Source organism: Hydrogenophaga sp. Root209, assembly GCF_001428625.1.
GTDB lineage: Bacteria > Pseudomonadota > Gammaproteobacteria > Burkholderiales > Burkholderiaceae_C > Hydrogenophaga.
In genome coordinates, this window is record NZ_LMIE01000032.1 from 153,117 (window position 1) to 170,700 (window position 17,584).

Genomic DNA, 17,584 nt, shown 5'->3' on the forward strand with positions numbered 1-17,584 from the left:
CTCAGCCGCCCGTGACAGGAGGAAAGAAGCCGACTTCGGCGCCCTCGCTGAGCGCAGCGGTCTCGTCGCTCATGGTCTGGTTGAGCGCCACACGCACCGAGCGGCCTGGCGCGAGTGCGTCAGCGTAGGCGCCACCGCGAGCCACCAGCTCGGCCCGAAGGGCGGCCAGCGTGTTGGCTTGGGTGTCGAAAAATTCGCCCCCCATGCCCAGGGCCTCGCGGATGGAAGCGAAATAGCGCAGTTGGACTTTCATGCAAACAGGTCCGCAAAAGAGATGAAGGACACGAGGTCTCCGTGGGCGATGGTTTTGCCAGCGGGGTTGTCCACCAGACCGTCGCCCCACACCGTCGAGGTCAGCACACCCGAGCTCTGATTGGGAAACAGATCGAGACCACCGGCAGCATTGCGTCGCACGCGCAGGAACTCACGGCGCTTGTCGGCCTTGCTCAGCGTGAAGTGCGCGGGCAGCATGGTGGCTTTCAATGCAACCGTTTCGACCCCTTGCAAGCGCAACAGGAAAGGCCGCACCAACAGCAGGAAGGTAACGAAGCTGGACACAGGATTGCCCGGCAGGCCGATGAAGTGGCAGGCCTCGCCAGCATCGCGCTTCACGGTGCCGTAGGCAAACGGCTTGCCGGGCTTCATGGCGATCTGCCAGAGATCGAGCCGGCCGAGTTGTTGCACGGCCGGCTTGATGTGGTCTTCTTCCCCCACCGACACGCCGCCACTGGTGAGGATGAGATCGTGGTGATCGGCCGCGGTCTTGAGTGCGGCCAGCGTGGCCTCGCGCTGGTCGGGCACGATCCCCAGGTCGCTCACCTCACAGCCCATGCGGTGCAGGAGCGCCCGCAGGAAAAAGCGGTTGGAGTTGTAGATGGCACCGGGCTTCATGGCCTCCGGCGCAACCTCGCCCGGCATCACGAGTTCGTCTCCGGTGGAGAACAGCGCCACACGCGGGCGCGCCACCACGTTCAGGTGCGCCAGGCCCAGGCTCGCGGCCAGGCCCAGGCTCGCTGGCGACAGGCGTTCACCACGGGTCAGCACCACCGCGCCGCGCGTCACGTCTTCCCCCGCACGCCGTACCCACTGACCCGGCCGGGGCACGGCCTGGATGTGCACACCGTGGATGTTGCCTCCCACTTCGACCGTGTCTTCCTGCATCACCACCGCATCGGCCCCGGCGGGCATGGGCGCTCCTGTGAAGATGCGCGCGCAGGTGCCAGGCTCCAGTGGCTCGCCCGAGTGGCCGGCGGCGATGCGCTGCGTCACCGGCAGCACCTTGCCCGCCTCAGTCACGTCGGCAGCGCGCAGGGCGTAACCGTCCATGGACGAGTTGTCGTTGGGTGGCACCTGCAGCGCAGACACGAGGTCTTGTGCCAGCACGCGGCCGTCGGCATCGAAGGTGGCCACCGCTTCGGTGGACTGCAACGGCCCGACGTGCGCCAGCAAGCTCACCATCGCGTCGTCCAGCGACATCAATGGCACACGGGTCTGTGATGGAGGGGGCGTGGTCATGGCAGGCTCAACGGGGTGCAGTATTGGAATCGCACTGCATTGTCGACCAACCAGGCGGCTACGTCATCGGCACGGTTCAAATCCAGCACGGTGCAGTGGACGGACATCGGCAGGGTGTCCGGGGTGTCGGTGGCGATGGCCACGATGTGTTGGTCGTCGGGAAAGCGCAGCGGCTTGCCATGGGCCTGCCGCCACACCTCCACCTTGGGCAGATCGCTCTGCTTGAAACCCTCGACCAGCACCCAATCGACGTCTGCGCGCAACTGGGCAAGGAGGTCGTGTACCGAATGCTCGACGACGGTCTCCAGTTCACGCATGAGCACCATCCGTTTGGGCGAAGCCGCAAGCACCTCGAAGGCTCCGGCTTCGCGGTGGCGCCAGGTGTCCTTGCCGGGGTGATCGATGTCAAAACGGTGGTGCGCGTGCTTGACCACGGACACGCGCTGCCCGCGCAGCTTGAGCTCGGGAATCAGCTGCTCGACCAGCGTGGTTTTGCCCGATCCCGAAAAGCCCGCAAACCCGACGACCTTCATGCCCGGGCGCAATGCTCGGCGATGAAGGCCTGAACGGCAGCCGTGCTTGCCGGCATCACCCGCACGCGCTTGGGCAGATCCTCGATGCCCCGGAACTGCGGCGGACGGTGCGGTTGCTGTCCCAGGGCCTCGACGATGGTCTCGGCGAACTTGATCGGCAACGCAGTCTCCAGCACGATCATCGGTACGCCGGGCTGGAGATGCTCACGCGCCACTTTCACGCCATCGGCCGTGTGCGTGTCGATCATCACGCCGTGGCGCTTGAAGGTGTCACGAATCGTCTCGAGGCGGTTTTCGTGCGTGCTCGTGCCACTGCGAAAACCATAGTGGCTGGCGGCGCCCGCAAACGCCGGATCTGCGCTCAGGTCGAAACGACCTTCACGCGACAGCACGTCGCCGAACAATGCCTTGACGCGCTCGCCGTCACGACCCAGCAGGTCGAACACGAAGCGCTCGAAGTTGCTGGCCTTGGAGATGTCCATCGACGGGCTGGAGGTCTCGTGCGTGTCGGCGCTGGCCCGCACGCGGTACACGCCTGTGCGAAAGAACTCGTCAAGCACGTCGTTCTCGTTGGTCGCGACCACGAGCTGCTCGATCGGCAGGCCCATCTGGCGCGCCACGTGGCCGGCGCATACGTTGCCGAAATTGCCACTGGGCACGGTGAACGAGACCTGCTCGGTGTCCTTGGTGGTGGCTTGGAAGTACCCGGCGAAGTAGTAGACGACCTGGGCCAGCAGCCGCGCCCAGTTGATCGAGTTCACGGTACCGATTTTGTGGCCGCGTTTGAATTCGAGGTCGTTGCTGACGTTCTTGACGATGTCTTGGCAGTCGTCGAACACGCCTTCGATCGCGATGTTGTGGATGTTCTCGTCCATCAGGCTGTACATCTGCGCCTGCTGGAACGGGCTCATGCGGCCATGCGGGCTCAGCATGAACACGCGCACCCCGCGCTTGCCGCGCATGGCGTACTCGGCCGCGCTGCCGGTGTCACCCGAGGTCGCACCCAGGATGTTGAGTTCCTCGCCACGGCGCGCCAGTTCGTATTCGAACAGGTTGCCCAGCAACTGCATGGCCATGTCCTTGAAGGCCAGCGTGGGGCCGTTGGACAGAGCTTCGAGGTGGAAGCCCGGTTCGAGCTGCTTGAGCGGCACGATCTGCGGCGTGCCGTACACCGCTTCGGTGTAGGTCTTCTCGCACAGCGCACGCAGGTCGGCGGGGGGGATGTCGTCGATGTAGAGCGAGAGGATCTCGAACGCGAGCGCTGCGTATCCGCCGGTCGCGCCGCCGTTGAATGTGGCGCGCAAGTGCTGAAGCGCCGTGGCATCCAGTCGGGGATACGCCTCGGGCAGGTACAGGCCGCCGTCGGGTGCCAGGCCTTCCAGCAGGATCTCGCAAAAGTGCTTGCGCCCCGGGTCGCCACGGGTAGAGAGGTACAGCATCAGTTCAGCTCTTCCTTGCGGATGCGCACGATGGGCGCGAGCACGGTGGGCAGTTTTTGCAACTGCGCCAGGGCATCGTTCATGGTGCCTTCGCGCGTGTCGTGCGTGAGGATGATCAGGTCGGTGGACGTGCCGCCTTCGCCGCTCACCTCGTCGGCCTCGCGCTGCAACACCGCGTCGATGCTGATGCCGGCTTTGGCCAGCAAGCCTGTCACTTCGGCCAGCACGCCGGCCTCGTCGGCCACGCGCAGGCGCAGGTAGTAGCTCGTCACCACCTCGCTCATGGGCAGCACGCTCAGGTCGCTCATCGCATCGGGCTGGAAAGCCAGGTGCGGCACGCGGTGGTGCGGGTCGGCGGTGTGCAGGCGTGTGATGTCCACCAGGTCGGCAATCACGGCGCTGGCGGTGGGCTCGCTGCCCGCGCCCTTGCCGTAGTACAGCGTGGTGCCCACGGCGTCGCCCTGCACCACCACCGCGTTCATCGCCCCTTCCACATTGGCGATCAGGCGTTTGGACGGCACCAGGCTCGGGTGCACGCGCAATTCGATGCCTTGGGCCGTGCGCTTCGTGATGCCCAGCAGCTTGATGCGGTAGCCCAGCTGTTCGGCGTACTTGATGTCGGTCGCGCCGAGCTGCGTGATGCCCTCCACGTAGGCCTTGTCGAACTGCACCGGGATGCCGAAGGCGATCGCGCTCATCAGCGTGACCTTGTGCGCCGCGTCCACACCTTCGATGTCGAAGGTCGGATCGGTCTCGGCGTAACCCAGGCGCTGCGCTTCCTTGAGCACGACGGCAAAGTCCAGACCCTTGTCGCGCATCTCGGAGAGGATGAAGTTGGTCGTGCCGTTGATGATGCCGGCGATCCACTGGATGCTGTTGGCAGTCAGTCCTTCGCGCAGCGCCTTGATGATGGGGATGCCACCGGCCACCGCCGCTTCGAACGCCACCATCACGCCCTTGGCCGAGGCCGCGGCGAAGATCTCGGTGCCGTGCACCGCCAGCAAGGCCTTGTTGGCGGTCACCACGTGCTTGCCCGCGGCAATGGCTTCCAGCACCAGCGCCTTGGCGATGCCGTACCCGCCAATGAGCTCGATCACAATATCGATCTCGGGATTCGCGATGACCGTGCGTGCGTCGTTCACCACCTTCACGTTCGGGCCCACGATGGACTGGGCGCGCGCGGTGTCGAGGTCGGCCACCATGGTGATCTCGATGCCACGACCGGCACGCCGGCGAATCTCTTCCTGGTTGCGCTGGAGCACGTTGAACGTGCCACTGCCCACGGTGCCTATGCCCAGAAGGCCTACTTGGATCGGTTTCATGTCGGTCATGGTTGGGGAGCAAAAAATCAGGTGCCGTGGCGTTTACGCCAGCCTTCAAAGAACTTCGCGACGCGGTTGATGGCCTCGCGCAGATCGTCTTCGTGAGGCAGGAACACGATGCGGAAATGCTGGTTGTCGGGATAGTTGAAGCCCGAGCCCTGCACCAGCATCACGCGCGTTTCCTGCAGCAACTCCAGGAACATCTGCTGGTCGTCCTCGATCGGGTACATCTTCGGGTCGAGCTTGGGGAACATGTAGAGCGCGGCCGACGGCTTGACGCAACTCACGCCCGGAATCGCGGTGATGAGCTCGTAGGCCAGATCGCGCTGGCGGCGCAACCGGCCGCCCTCGCCCACCAGATCGTTGATGCTCTGGTAACCGCCCAGGGCCGTTTGAATGGCCCACTGACCCGGCACGTTGGCGCACAGGCGCATGTTCGAGAGCATGTTCAGGCCCTCGATGTAGTCCTTGGCCGGCTTCTTGTCGCCCGAGACGACAAGCCAGCCCGCGCGGTAGCCGCACGAGCGGTAGCTCTTGGAGAGCGAGTTGAAGGTCAGCGTGAGCACGTCTTCCGACAGGCTGGCGATCGCGGTGTGCTTCACGCCGTCGTACAGCACCTTGTCGTAGACCTCGTCGGCAAAAATCACCAGGCCGTGTTCGCGCGCGATCTCCACGATGGACTTGAGCAATTCGTCGGAGTACAGCGCGCCGGTCGGGTTGTTGGGGTTGATGACCACGATGCCTTTGGTGGCCGGCGTGATCTTGCGGCGAATGTCGTCGAGGTCGGGCATCCAGCCATTGGATTCGTCGCACATGTAGTGCACTGGCGTGCCGCCAGACAGGCTCACGGCGGCAGTCCACAGCGGGTAGTCGGGCGCGGGTAGCAGCAACTCATCGCCGTCATCGAGCAGCGCATTGGTGGCCATCACGATCAGTTCGCTCGCCCCATTGCCGAGGTAGATGTCGTCGAGCGTCACGCCCTTGATGCCCTGCGTCTGGGTCTCGTGCATCACCGCCTTGCGCGCGCCGAAGATGCCTTTGCTGTCCGAATAACCCGCCGAGTTCGGCAGGTTGCGGATCATGTCCTGCTGGATCTCCTCGGGCGCGTCAAAACCAAACACCGCCAGGTTGCCAATGTTCAGACGAATGATCTTGTGACCCTCGTCTTCCATCTTGCGCGCGGCATCCATGATCGGGCCCCGGATGTCGTAGCACACGTTGGCCAGCTTGGCGGATTTCTGAATGGTCTTCAAAGTCACTCCCTGGGTGTTCTGGGGTCGTGCGGGGCGGGGTTCCCGGTGTGCTGCACCGGGCGTTATATTCGGTCTTGTCTGCAGGGAAAACCTGCAATTTGACCACAGTTCCGCACCCCGTCCGATTGGCTGCCGCCCCATGAAACTGCACTCCGACAAGCTGGATATCCAGTCCTTCACAGGCTATGGCGATGGCTGGATCGCAGTGAACGGCCAGCGCCATTCCCACAGCCTCATGCTCACACCCAAAGGCCAGTTGCAGCCCTGGCCATGTTCGCGTTTTGAGTTGCTGGAAACCTCTCACTTCAACATGCTCATCCAGCTGGCCGCCGAACCTCCCGAGCTCATCGTGTTCGGCAGTGGTTCACGGTTGCGCTTCGCACCCCCGGCCTTGCTGCGCGACCTGATGGCACAGCGCATCGGTGTTGAAACCATGGACACGGCCGCCGCCTGCCGCACCTACAACATCCTTGCGGGAGAGGGTCGTCGAGTGGTCGCGGCCTTGTTGCTGGAGACCTGAGCCCCCCCCGGCAACCACCCTGGGTTGCCACTGTGACGGCTGAGTCCAATCAGGGTAAAATACCGGATTGTTTCCTGCCACGGGTCCCATTGCTGCAATGCAGGGCTCGCCGTGAAACAGCCGGGAAGCCAACGCATCACCACCAACTTACGTCAGGGGTCCACGCAGTATGGCAGTCGTTGTCAATAAACCCATTCCCGAATTCGAATCGATGGCCACGGGCGGCATCAAGGTCAGCAACCAGACGCATCTGGGCCAGACCATCGTGCTGTACTTCTATCCCAAGGACAACACGCCCGGCTGCACCACCGAAGCCATGCAGTTCCGCGACAAGTACAAGGATTTCGTGAAGGCCGGTGCCCAGGTGTTCGGCGTCTCGCGCGACAACATGAAGTCGCACGACGACTTCAAGACCAAGCTCGAACTCCCCTTCGAGCTGATCGCCGATACCGAAGAAAAAATGTGCCACATGTTTGGCGTGGTCAAGAACAAGATCATGTACGGCAAAAAGGTCAAGGGCATCGAACGCAGCACCTTTCTGATCGGCCCAGACGGCGTCCTGAAGCAGGAATGGCGTGGCCTGAAGGTGCCGGGTCATGTTGAAGACGTGCTCAAGGCCGTGAAGACACTGAAGAAAGCTGCCTGATCTGCATCAGGCCAAGGGCTGTGGGCGTGGAGTTTGCGTCACGGGACTCATGCATAATGAATTCATGACGCCGGGAAGCCTCTCAGCCCCACCCCTTCTGCATTCTTCCAGCAGCCCCGAAAGCCGCCCGGTCACCCCGGCGGCTTTTTGTTTTCCAGCCCTGCGCTGAACACACAAGCCCACATGCCACTGCCTCCCGCTCCCTCCAAACGCGCCGCCCTTCTTTCACCTGAGGCCTACAGCCTCAAAGCAGCCGACGAACCGTTTGATCTGCCAACAACAGATGCCGCACCCGTGCCGCCAGCGCCGGCCCCTGCGCCCGCGCGGCCGGTCGAGCGCGGAACAGCCACATTGGCACCGCCCGCCGGCAAGCCGGCTGGCCGGGGTCGCAAACCGGCTGCAGCGGCTCCTGTTGCTGAGTCACCGAAAGTTCAGCCCGTTCAGGAAAAAGCCATTCCAATCATGGCGCTGGTGAACAGTCAAACCACGAAAAGCCCGGTCGCCGCTCAAGTCACCGCCTCATCCGGTAGCCGCCGGCGCTCTACGGGCAAGGCGAGTTCTGGACCGGCCAGGCTCTTTGTGCTGGACACCAACGTGTTGCTGCACGATCCGATGAGCCTGTTCCGCTTCGAGGAACACGACATCTTCCTGCCGATGATCGTGCTCGAAGAGCTCGATGGTCACAAGAAAGGCATGACCGAAGTGGCGCGCAACGGGCGCCAGACCAGCCGCACGCTCGATGCCTTGGTGGCCCAGCAAGGTGGCGACATGACCAAGGGCCTCAAGCTCTCGGCCACCGGTCACCACGGTGCGCGCGGCCTGCTTTTCTTCCAGACCGAACCGCTGGAAAGCAACCTGCCGTCCAGCCTGCCGCAAGGCAAGGCCGACAACCAAATCCTGGGCGTCGTGCATTCGCTGCGCCAGCGCCATCCCGAACGTGAGGTCATCCTGGTGTCGAAAGACATCAACATGCGCGTGAAGGCCCGCGCGCTGGGCCTGGCCGCCGAAGACTACCAGAACGACAAGACACTGGACGATGGCGAGTTGCTGTACGCCGGAGCACTGGCACTCCCACAGGACTTCTGGACGCGCCAGAGCAAAACCATCGAGAGCTGGCAAAGTGGAAGCCACACCTTCTACCGCGTCAGCGGCCCGGCGGTGGGTCAGTTCTACATCAACCAGTTCGTCTACTTTGAAGCACCCGGCGAGCCTTCGTTGTACGCCCGTGTGACCGAGATCCGCGACAAGACAGCGGTTCTCAAGACACTCAAAGACTACACCCACTTGAAGAACGCGGTCTGGGGCGTGACCAGCCGCAACCGCGAACAGAACTTCGCGCTCAACCTGCTGATGGACCCGGAGATCGACTTCGTGACGCTCGCCGGCACTGCAGGCACAGGCAAGACGCTGATGGCCCTGGCCAGCGGTCTCACGCAAGTGCTCGACGACCGCCGCTACACCGAGATCATCATGACCCGCGCCACGGTGAGCGTGGGCGAGGACATCGGTTTCCTGCCCGGCACCGAAGAGGAAAAGATGGGCCCATGGATGGGCGCACTGGACGACAACCTGGAATTCCTGGCCAAGGGCGACGGTGGCAATGCCGGCGAATGGGGCCGCGCGGCCACGAACGAACTCATCCGCAGCCGGATCAAGGTCAAGAGCATGAACTTCATGCGCGGTCGCACCTTCATGAACAAGTACGTGATCATCGACGAGGCACAGAACCTGACGCCCAAGCAGATGAAAACGCTGATAACGCGTGCAGGCCCGGGGACCAAGATCATCTGCATGGGCAACCTCGCGCAGATCGACACGCCCTACCTCACCGAAGGTTCGTCGGGTCTGACCTTTGCGGTGGACCGCTTCAAAGGCTGGCCGCACGGTGGGCACATCACCCTGGCGCGCGGCGAGCGTTCGCGTCTGGCCGACTTCGCGAGCGAAGTGCTCTGAACCCGAGGATCACGCTCCCCATGAAAAACCCGGCCTCGGCCGGGTTTTTCATGCGACCCAACGGGTCGGTCAGAAATCGCCGCCGCCCGCGAGACTCTCGAACCGCGTAAGCATGTTCAGGAAGGCCAGCTTGACCGTGCCCGTGGGCCCGTTTCGCTGCTTGCCGATGATGATCTCTGCCACGCCAGGTTCCTTGCAGGCGTCCTTCGTGTAGTACTCGTCGCGGTAGATGAACATGATGATGTCCGCGTCCTGCTCGATGGCGCCGGACTCGCGCAGGTCGCTCATCATGGGGCGCTTGTCGGTGCGCGTCTCCACGCTGCGGTTGAGCTGCGATAGCGCGATCACCGGGCACTGCAGCTCCTTGGCCAGCATCTTCAGGCCTCGCGAAATTTCACCGAGCTCCGAGGCGCGGTTGTCACCGTCACCCCCACTGCCGCTCATGAGCTGCAGGTAGTCGACCACGATCAGGCCGAGCTTGCCGCACTGGCGCGAGAGCCGCCGGGCGTTGGCGCGCAGCACGCTGGCGGTCAGGCCCGGGGTCTCGTCGATGTGCAGTGAGACGTTTCGCAGCTTTTCAATGGCTTCTGTCAGGCGCGGCCACTCGTCGTCGGTGAGCTTGCCGTTGCGCAGGTGGGACTGGTTGATGCGGCCGATCGAACCGACGATACGCACCGCCAGCTGGGAGGCGCCCATTTCCATCGAAAAGACCGCCACCGGCAGACCCTCGTTGAGCGCCACGTGCTCGGCGATGTTGATCGCGAACGCGGTCTTGCCCATGGACGGGCGCGCGGCGAGCACCACCAGGTCGCCGGCCTGCAGGCCGGAGGTCATGCGGTCCAGGTCAACAAAGCCGGTGGGCACGCCGGTGACGTCGTTGGGGTTGTCGGCCATTTCCTGCACACGGTCGAGCAGCTCGACCACCAGCGTGTCCATGCCTTGGAAGCCCTCCTTCATCCGCGAACCTTCTTCGCCGATGTTGAAGATCTTCTGCTCGGCCTCGTCCAGGATCTTGTCGACCGACTTGCCCTGAGTGTTGAAAGCTGCCGTGGCGATCTCGTCGCTGGCGGCCACCAGCTTGCGCAGGATGGCGCGCTCACGCACGATCTCGGCGTAGCGGCGGATGTTGGCCGCGCTCGGCACGTACTGCGCCAGCGAGTTGAGGTAGGCCAGGCCACCCGCCTCTTCGGCCTTGCCCAGATTTTGCAGATGCTCAAACACCGTTACCACGTCGGCCGGCTTGCTGGCGTTGACCAGCGTGGCGATCACCGAGTAGGTCAGGCGGTGTTCGTAGCGGTAGAAATCGGAGTCGTTGAGAAGGTCCGCCACCCTATCCCAGGCGCCGTTGTCGAGCAACAGGCCGCCGAGCACGCTGGACTCGGCTTCAATGGAGTGTGGGGGGACGCGCAACTGCGCGATCTGGCGGTCGGCACCACCAACGCCCTCATCCAAGCCGGCATCAAAGGAAGTGAAAGTACTGGAAAAAACGGCGGACATCGGCGTGGAAAAAGTAAAGGGCCATGGTACGCGCTGGCCTCTCGAAAGTCATGGGACAAGTCTGTGGACAAGTCCGGTAAAAGAGGTGGATGACGGACGGGCCCACCGCGACACATGGATCGCATCCCAAGAAAAAAGCCGCGGCCCGAAGGCAGCGGCTTTTGAGCGAAGCGCCTGAGCGCTCGCGCGGAATTCAGGCGGTTTCGCCGAGCACCGAGACGTTGACGTCCACCGTCACGTCCGTGTGCAGGTTCACGCTCACCGTGTAGTCGCCCACGTTCTTCAAGGGACCATTGGGCATGCGAACTTGCGACTTCGCGACCTTGAAGCCTTGTTTGTTCAACTCTTCAGACACGTCGTGGTTGGTGACGGAGCCGAACAGGCGACCGTCAACGCCGGCCTTCTGCGACAGCTTGACCGTCACAGCGGCGATTTTTTCACCCAAAGCCTGGGCTTCGGCGTGTTTGGCTGCTGCCACTTTTTCGAGTTCGACGCGGCGTGCTTCGAATTCGGCGATGGCGTTTTGCGTGGCACGGCGAGCGCGGCCGGACGGGATCAGGAAGTTGCGGGCGTAGCCGTCTTTGACCTTGACCACATCGCCGAGGGCGCCGAGATTGACAACTTTGTCGAGCAGGATGATTTGCATGTCAGGCTCTCTTTCAGACGCGGTGCTGGTCGCTGTAAGGCAACATGCCGAGGAAGCGCGCGCGCTTGATGGCGGTGTTGACCTGACGCTGGTAGAAGGCACGCGTGCCGGTCAGGCGCGCGGGAATGATCTTGCCGTTCTCGGCGATGAAGTCGCGCAGGACATCAACGTCCTTGTAGTCGACTTCTTCGACGTTGGCCACGGTGAAGCGGCAGAAGCGCTTGCGCTTGAACAGCAGCGATTGGGTGTTGCGCTTGGGGCGCTTGTCTTTGTTGAAACGTTTGGGTGACGCCATGATGGGCCTTCCTATGTCTTGCTGAAATCTTGGATGTGGAACACCACGCCTTTGCCATTGCGCGCATTGGTCAAGAAGCCGTGAAACTCACAGACCGAATCGAGTCCCTGTCGGGAGAGGATTTCGGCGTGCGACCCGAAGGCTATCGCCCTGAGTTGCAGCTTCACTTGCCTGGGGGTGTCCAGTTCGACGATCTGTGACTCGTGTTCGAGCACGAGGTTGACGGCCGGTATGCCTGCCGGTGTGTACCGCAGGCTCTGAACCTGCACCACCACGGCCGACAATTGAGTCTGGTTCACCCGTTGACGTTAACGCGCACCGGGCATCAAGCCTGGGCCTGTTCCTGCGGTTGGTGCTGCTGGGGGCGTTGCTCTGGCTGCTGAAGCTTGCGGGCTTCTTCGCGCTCGACCGACTTCATCATCGACGATGGGCCGGTGTCGGCTTTCTTGCGCAGCACGGTCAGGTGGCGCAGCACGGCGTCGTTGAACTTGAAGGCATGCTCCAGTTCAGCCATCACGGCCTGATCGGCCTCGATGTTGACGCACAGGTAATGGGCCTTGGACAGCTTGTTGATCTGGTAAGCCATCTGGCGACGACCCCAATCTTCAACGCGGTGGATCTTGCCGCCGCCGGCGGTGATCATGCCCTTGTAGCGCTCCAGCATGGCTGGAACCTGTTCGCTTTGATCCGGATGGATCAGCAAAACGATTTCGTAATGACGCATGGACTCTCCTTGTGGATGAAAAAGCTACCCCCAGCGTCGGTTGGGGTGCAGCAAGGCAAGCCCGCGATTCTAGCAAATAACCCGGCCAGTCGCAAAACTGGCCGGGTTCGGAGGATCCACCGGGCGCCAAGGCACTGGGTGGATAGGGTTCAAGCGCTACGGATCAGGACATGCGCAGGTTGGGGTAACGCACGTGCTCCACCAGTTCCTGCACCTTGCGGCTGGGCGCCGGGGTGACCAGGCTCAGCAGGATGATGATGGCAAAGCCGACTGGCACGCCGAACAACCCGGCCGAGATCGGCTGGATGCCCCACCAGAGTTCGATCGGCGAGGTCACGCCAAAGACGCCGCGCAACCAGGGCTGGGTGGTCACCATGTAGTAGAAGGTGATACCCAGACCAGCAGCCATGCCGATCGATGCGGCGATACCGGAAGCTCGCTTCCAGAAGATACCGAGCACCAGCGCCGGGAAGAACGCCGCCGCCGCGAACGAGAACGCCGCCGAGACCAGGAACAGGATGTCCGCCGGTTTCTGCGCCGCCACGTACGCTGCACACAGTGCCACGATCAGCAGGAGCATCTTGGAGATGGTCACGCGACGGGCAGTGGAGGCGTTGGGGTCGATCATCTTGTAGTACAGGTCATGCGACAGCGCGTTGGCGATCGTCAGCAGCAGGCCGTCGGCGGTCGACAGTGCGGCGGCCAGACCACCTGCTGCCACCAGACCGGAGATGACGTACGGCAATCCGCCAATGGCAGGCGCCGCGAGCACGATGATGTCGCCACCGATGCTCATCTCGTTGAGCTGCAGCAGGCCATCCTTGTTGATGTCCGTCACCGACAGCAGGCCCGGGTCCACCCGGTTCCAGGCACCGATCCACTCCGGCAGGCTGTTGAATGGTGTACCGACCAGCACCGTGAACACCTCGTATTTCACCATCACGGCCAGAGCCGGGGCTGTGAAGTACAGCAGGAAGATGAAGAACAGCGACCACGTCACCGACTGACGCGCTTCCTTCACACTGGGCACCGTGTAGTAGCGCATCAGGATGTGAGGCAACGCTGCCGTGCCGATCATCAGGCAGAAGATCAGGGCCAGGAAGTTGCGCCGCGACGTGTCGAAGGTCGCCTTGGCTGCTGCATCGCCATTGGGGTCTCCTGCAAACTGCTGCGCGTGCGGCGGCATGCCATTGAGCGGCTTGGCCTTGGTGTCGGCACCGGCCTTGGCAGCCGTCCAGGCGGTCTTGGCTGCAGCGGCGTCCTTGGGCAAGGCGGAGATCGCCTTTTCCGCCGCCGCGATGTCGGCCGACGGCGCATTGGCAGCACGCAGTTCGGTCAGCTTGGCCTCGGCAGCAGCCTTGTCGGCAGCCAGCGCGGCGGCAGGATCCTTCAGCTTCTCGGCCAGGGCCGCGGATCGTTGCTTGAAGAGCTCGCGAACTTCAATCTCTTTCGGATCCGCCGTGAGCTTGGCCTCTGCCTGCGTCACCTTCAGCAGTTGCTGACCATAGATGGCCTGCGGCACCGGCACGCTGGTCTGCTTCACGGACAGCCACACCACCGGGATCATGTAAGCCACGATCAGGATGATGTATTGCGCCACCTGCGTCCAGGTCACCGCGCGCATACCACCCAGGAACGAGCACACCAGAATGCCGCCCAGGCCCAGGAACACGCCCAATTCGAACGCCACGCCGGTCAGGCGCGAGGTGATGATGCCCACGCCGTAGATCTGAGCCACCACGTAAGTGAACGAGCACAGGATGGCGGCGAAGATGCCGATGAAACGCGGCAGGTTGCCGCCGTAGCGTTCGCCCAGGAAGTCGGGGATGGTGAACTGGCCGAACTTGCGCAGGTAGGGCGCGAGGAACAGCGCCACCAGACAGTAGCCACCGGTCCATCCCATGATGAAGGCCAGGCCACCGTAACCCGTCAGGTACAGGGTGCCGGCCATGCCGATGAAGGACGCGGCAGACATCCAGTCCGCGCCCGTGGCCATGCCGTTGTAGACCGCTGGCACGCGACGCCCCGCGACGTAGTACTCCGCAGCGTCGGTCGTGCGGCTCATGATGCCGATGCCCGCGTACAGGCCGATGGTGGCGAGCAGGAAGATGAAGCCAATCCACTCGCGAGACAGACCCATCTGCTCGAGGATGGCCAGCGCCACCACGAAGATGAAGAAGCCCCCGGTGTACCACGTGTACACCTTGTTGAGCTGTTGTTTGAAGGCCTTGTTGCCTTGGCCACCGCCGGCTTGGGTTTCGAACATACCTGCCATGGTGTTACTCCTCGGTCTCTTCGACACCGTGTTCGATGTCGAGTTTGTTCATGTACCAAGCGTAGTACCCAATGATCAGGCAGTACACCACCAAGGCGCCTTGGGCGCCCATCCAGAAACTGAACGGCCAACCGAAGAAGTTGAAGCTCAGTTCACGTGCGAAGTAGCTCACCACGAACGTCACGACGAACCAGATTGCGAGCAATATGGCTGTGATGTTCAGGTTTTTCCGCCAGTAACGGCGGTGCTTGTCAGTCAGTTCCATGCGATCGTCCTCCATCAAGAACACCCTCTCGGGCACGCCACGAACACCGCCTTTGTCCCCCAGGCAGCCTGCAACCGGTCCGCGTTTCTCGGAAACCGGCTCCCACCGGCTTCCCCTTTTGAAGGCTGCGCAGCAGCAGCGTGAAATCAGGCCTGGGCTTGCCCAAGACCGGTCTCAAGCTCCAGCTGAGCTGCCACTTTGGGCTCGAACTTTCGGAGATGGCGAATGATCTTCGCCGCCTCGTCGGGCTCTTGCCGATCTACATGAACCCGGGCCAGCTGATACCAGCCGTAGGGGCTCATGGGTTGCAGTTCGGTGTTCTTCCGCAGGGCGGGGATCGCTTCATCGAAGCGTCGCTGGCGGATGAGGCTCAGGGCCAGGCCGTACCAAGCCCGGTCGAGCTGGGGATCTATCTCGGTGGCACGGCGAAAGGAAGACTCGGCCTCTTCCAGCTGACCCATCTCTTCGCTGAGAAAGCCCAGGTTGAACCAAGGCGCGGCCTGAGCGGGCTGGAGGTCCACCAGACGCTTGAGCACCTGCAGCGCACCCGCTTTGTCGCCCAACTCGGCCAGCACGTGGGCACGTGTGGCCAGCGCGTAAACATCCGACGGGTTGGCAACCAGCAAGGCGTCCAGTTGTTCGAGTGCTGCAGATCGGCGCCCAAACACCAGCAGGCCTTTGACCTGCCAACGGGCAAACCAGTGATTGACAGGGTTCATTGACACAGGCTCACCCCGATCTTGAGACAGTGGTTGATCTTGGCGATCGTCACACCCACCCACACAAAGGCCAGAATGAAAAACGCCACCAGCGGCAGGTGGCGTTCGAGCACAAACTTCGGGGTCACCAGCCGTGCCACCTGAACGAAAGGTTTGCCGACTTGCTGGAGCACTTGATAGAACAGATTCTGATCTTTCTTCTGGCCCGCGAGCAGGCCCAAAACCCACTGACCGAACAACGACAGCAGCGCGATTTCGGCGATCAGCTTGACTGAAGAAATGAAGAAGAGCATGGTGCCTTCGGTTGGTTTGGGGTCATTCTGGATTTGCACCTTACCGACTTCTTACAAACGGACTTGCAGCCCGCTTGAGGCAGGTCAAACCCTCTAAGGATTTACCCGAGGTTTTCATCGCAGGCACGGTATAGGATGAAGAACGGATTCTTAAGTCCTACAACACCCATCATGACCACTCTTCCGACAGAAGAATCCCGCTTCACCCCAGCCCCGAGCGAGGCAGCCGCCCCACTGGGCGACGCTGCGCTCAACCTCATGACCACCCCCGTGAGCTCGCTGATCAAGCGCGAGCCGATCACCCTGCCCCCGCAAACCAGCATTCGCGCGGCAGCGCAACTCATGAGCGAGCAGCGCGTGTCTTCCATCCTGATCGTGGAGCAGGGCCACCTGTTCGGGCTGATCACCGACCGCGACCTGCGCAACCGCGTGATTGCGGCGGGCCTTGACACGCAGCGACCGATCATGGACATCGCCACGCTGGCGCCTTTTTCAGTGGGCTTGAACGACCCCGCATTCGACGCCCTGTTGCTGATGGCGCGCCACAACATCCATCATGTGCCCGTGCTCGATGGACAGCGCATCGCCGGCATGATCACCGCGACCGACCTGACAGAGCAGCACAGCACCTCGGCCGTGTACCTGGCCGGCGACATCTACAAACAGACGTCGATCGATGGCTTGCAACGCGCCAGCACCAAGATTCGTGCACTGCAGCAGAGCCTGGCCGCTGCCGACGCCACGGCCTACAACACCGGCCACATCATCACCGCGATCACTGACGCCATCACCACCCGGCTGCTGCAATTGGGCGAAGCACAACTGGGCCCCGCGCCGGTGGACTACGTCTGGGTCGCAGCAGGCTCTCAGGCCCGAAACGAGCAGACCGCCAAGTCCGACCAGGACAACTGCATGGTGCTCGATGATGCGTTTGACGAGGCCTTGCACGGTGACTATTTCCGGGAACTCTCGCGCTTCGTCTGTGATGGATTGGACGCTTGCGGCTATGTGCACTGCCCGGGCGAGATGATGGCCATGACCGATGCCTGGCGACAACCACGCCATCGCTGGGCCGAGTACTTCCGTCGCTGGACCAATGAGCCAGAACCCAAGGCGCTCATGCTCACCTGCGTTTTCTTCGACCTGCGAGCCATTGCAGGCCAGAGCCGCCTGCTCGACGGCCTGCGCGGCGATGTGCTGCAGAGCACCCGGGGCAACACGATCTTTCTCGCCCACATGGTGGGCAACGCACTGACCCACCAGCCACCATTGGGCCTGTTCAAGAGTCTGTCCACCGCGCGCAGCGGCGAGCACAAGGGCACGATCGACCTCAAGCACACCGGTGTGGTGCCCATCGTCGATCTGGCCCGCGTGTATGCGCTGGCGGGCGGTCATGCCGAGGTGAACACGCACGACCGGCTGCTCTGCGCCGCCGACGGAGGCGACATCAGCAACCAAAGCGCACGCGACTTGCGCGACGCGCTGGAGTTCCTGGCCGCACTGCGCATCCAGCACCAGGCCCGCCAGATCGCCGCGGGCATGCCACCCGACAACTTCCTCAACCCGGAGGAGATTTCCAACTTCGAGCGCACCCAGCTCAAGGATGCGTTTGCGGTTGTCCAGACCATGCAGTCGGTGCTGGAGCAGCGCTATCACGTAGGGCGATTCTGAACATCTTGCCGCCGCGCA

General features: G+C 62.7%; 19 protein-coding genes. 4 read left to right on the forward strand and 15 right to left on the reverse strand.

Annotated elements, in window-relative coordinates; translation table 11 throughout:
• Position 1: 1 nt before the first annotated feature.
• From ASE11_RS21970 to ASE11_RS21995, 6 genes are read right to left on the reverse strand one after another with little or no spacing between them, the layout of a single operon-like run.
• Positions 2 to 253 (reverse strand): MoaD/ThiS family protein, encoded by a 252-nt coding sequence (locus tag ASE11_RS21970; protein ID WP_056276820.1) that lies wholly within the window; start codon positions 251 to 253, stop codon positions 2 to 4.
• Positions 250 to 1,515, reverse strand: coding sequence for a gephyrin-like molybdotransferase Glp (glp, locus tag ASE11_RS21975; protein ID WP_056276824.1), 1,266 nt, complete (start codon positions 1,513 to 1,515; stop codon positions 250 to 252). The genes ASE11_RS21970 and glp overlap by 4 nt, the downstream gene beginning before the upstream one ends.
• Positions 1,512 to 2,048 (reverse strand): molybdopterin-guanine dinucleotide biosynthesis protein B, encoded by a 537-nt coding sequence (gene mobB / locus ASE11_RS21980; protein WP_056276826.1) that lies wholly within the window; start codon positions 2,046 to 2,048, stop codon positions 1,512 to 1,514. Before mobB ends, glp begins: the two co-directional genes overlap by 4 nt.
• Positions 2,045 to 3,487, reverse strand: a complete 1,443-nt coding sequence (thrC, locus tag ASE11_RS21985; RefSeq protein ID WP_056276829.1) for a threonine synthase — start codon at positions 3,485 to 3,487, stop codon at positions 2,045 to 2,047. Before thrC ends, mobB begins: the two co-directional genes overlap by 4 nt.
• Positions 3,487 to 4,809, reverse strand: a complete 1,323-nt coding sequence (locus tag ASE11_RS21990) for a homoserine dehydrogenase (protein ID WP_056276832.1) — start codon at positions 4,807 to 4,809, stop codon at positions 3,487 to 3,489. Before ASE11_RS21990 ends, thrC begins: the two co-directional genes overlap by 1 nt.
• Before the next feature lie 26 nt (positions 4,810 to 4,835).
• Entirely contained in the window at positions 4,836 to 6,062 is a 1,227-nt protein-coding gene (locus ASE11_RS21995) for a pyridoxal phosphate-dependent aminotransferase (RefSeq protein WP_056276835.1), read from the reverse strand.
• 139 nt (positions 6,063 to 6,201) lie between these two features.
• Between ASE11_RS21995 and ASE11_RS22000 the strand changes: the two genes are divergently transcribed.
• The 3 genes from ASE11_RS22000 to ASE11_RS22010 all read left to right on the forward strand — a co-directional run bounded on the left by ASE11_RS22000 (position 6,202) and on the right by ASE11_RS22010 (position 9,181).
• Positions 6,202 to 6,582: an Mth938-like domain-containing protein gene (locus ASE11_RS22000; RefSeq protein ID WP_056276838.1), complete on the forward strand. Its 381-nt coding sequence runs from the start codon at positions 6,202 to 6,204 to the stop codon at positions 6,580 to 6,582.
• 169 nt (positions 6,583 to 6,751) lie between these two features.
• Positions 6,752 to 7,228, forward strand: a complete 477-nt coding sequence (locus ASE11_RS22005; protein WP_056276841.1) for a peroxiredoxin — start codon at positions 6,752 to 6,754, stop codon at positions 7,226 to 7,228.
• Positions 7,229 to 7,411: 183 nt separating this feature from the next.
• Complete coding sequence (locus ASE11_RS22010) at positions 7,412 to 9,181, forward strand: PhoH family protein (RefSeq protein ID WP_056276844.1); 1,770 nt, start codon at positions 7,412 to 7,414, stop codon at positions 9,179 to 9,181.
• A 69-nt stretch (positions 9,182 to 9,250) separates the two neighbouring features.
• Here ASE11_RS22010 and dnaB read toward each other — a convergent pair whose 3' ends face one another.
• From dnaB to ASE11_RS22055, 9 genes are all read right to left on the reverse strand, one after another.
• Positions 9,251 to 10,678: a replicative DNA helicase gene (dnaB, locus tag ASE11_RS22015; protein WP_056276847.1), complete on the reverse strand. Its 1,428-nt coding sequence runs from the start codon at positions 10,676 to 10,678 to the stop codon at positions 9,251 to 9,253.
• Between the two features lie 193 nt (positions 10,679 to 10,871).
• Entirely contained in the window at positions 10,872 to 11,324 is a 453-nt protein-coding gene (gene rplI / locus ASE11_RS22020) for a 50S ribosomal protein L9 (RefSeq protein ID WP_056276848.1), read from the reverse strand.
• A gap of 13 nt (positions 11,325 to 11,337) precedes the next feature.
• Positions 11,338 to 11,619: a 30S ribosomal protein S18 gene (gene rpsR, locus ASE11_RS22025; RefSeq protein ID WP_056276851.1), complete on the reverse strand. Its 282-nt coding sequence runs from the start codon at positions 11,617 to 11,619 to the stop codon at positions 11,338 to 11,340.
• An 11-nt stretch (positions 11,620 to 11,630) separates the two neighbouring features.
• Complete coding sequence (priB, locus tag ASE11_RS22030; RefSeq protein WP_056276853.1) at positions 11,631 to 11,918, reverse strand: primosomal replication protein N; 288 nt, start codon at positions 11,916 to 11,918, stop codon at positions 11,631 to 11,633.
• A gap of 26 nt (positions 11,919 to 11,944) precedes the next feature.
• Positions 11,945 to 12,343: a 30S ribosomal protein S6 gene (rpsF, locus tag ASE11_RS22035; RefSeq protein ID WP_056276857.1), complete on the reverse strand. Its 399-nt coding sequence runs from the start codon at positions 12,341 to 12,343 to the stop codon at positions 11,945 to 11,947.
• Between the two features lie 163 nt (positions 12,344 to 12,506).
• Complete coding sequence (locus tag ASE11_RS22040) at positions 12,507 to 14,618, reverse strand: sodium:solute symporter family protein (protein WP_056276860.1); 2,112 nt, start codon at positions 14,616 to 14,618, stop codon at positions 12,507 to 12,509.
• Positions 14,619 to 14,622: 4 nt separating this feature from the next.
• The gene (locus ASE11_RS22045; RefSeq protein ID WP_056277334.1) at positions 14,623 to 14,883 is read right to left on the reverse strand and encodes a DUF4212 domain-containing protein; all 261 of its coding nucleotides are present in this window, start codon (positions 14,881 to 14,883) and stop codon (positions 14,623 to 14,625) included.
• Between the two features lie 146 nt (positions 14,884 to 15,029).
• A complete protein-coding gene (locus ASE11_RS22050; RefSeq protein ID WP_056276863.1) occupies positions 15,030 to 15,602 on the reverse strand; it encodes a tetratricopeptide repeat protein in 573 nt (190 codons plus the stop codon).
• On the reverse strand, positions 15,599 to 15,895 hold the full coding sequence (locus ASE11_RS22055) for a hypothetical protein (RefSeq protein WP_056276866.1): 297 nt from the start codon (positions 15,893 to 15,895) through the stop codon (positions 15,599 to 15,601). Before ASE11_RS22055 ends, ASE11_RS22050 begins: the two co-directional genes overlap by 4 nt.
• A gap of 171 nt (positions 15,896 to 16,066) precedes the next feature.
• On the opposite strand from ASE11_RS22055, the gene ASE11_RS22060 reads away from it, so the two are divergent.
• The gene (locus ASE11_RS22060) at positions 16,067 to 17,566 is read left to right on the forward strand and encodes a putative nucleotidyltransferase substrate binding domain-containing protein (protein ID WP_200959403.1); all 1,500 of its coding nucleotides are present in this window, start codon (positions 16,067 to 16,069) and stop codon (positions 17,564 to 17,566) included.
• Positions 17,567 to 17,584: the final 18 nt, after the last annotated feature.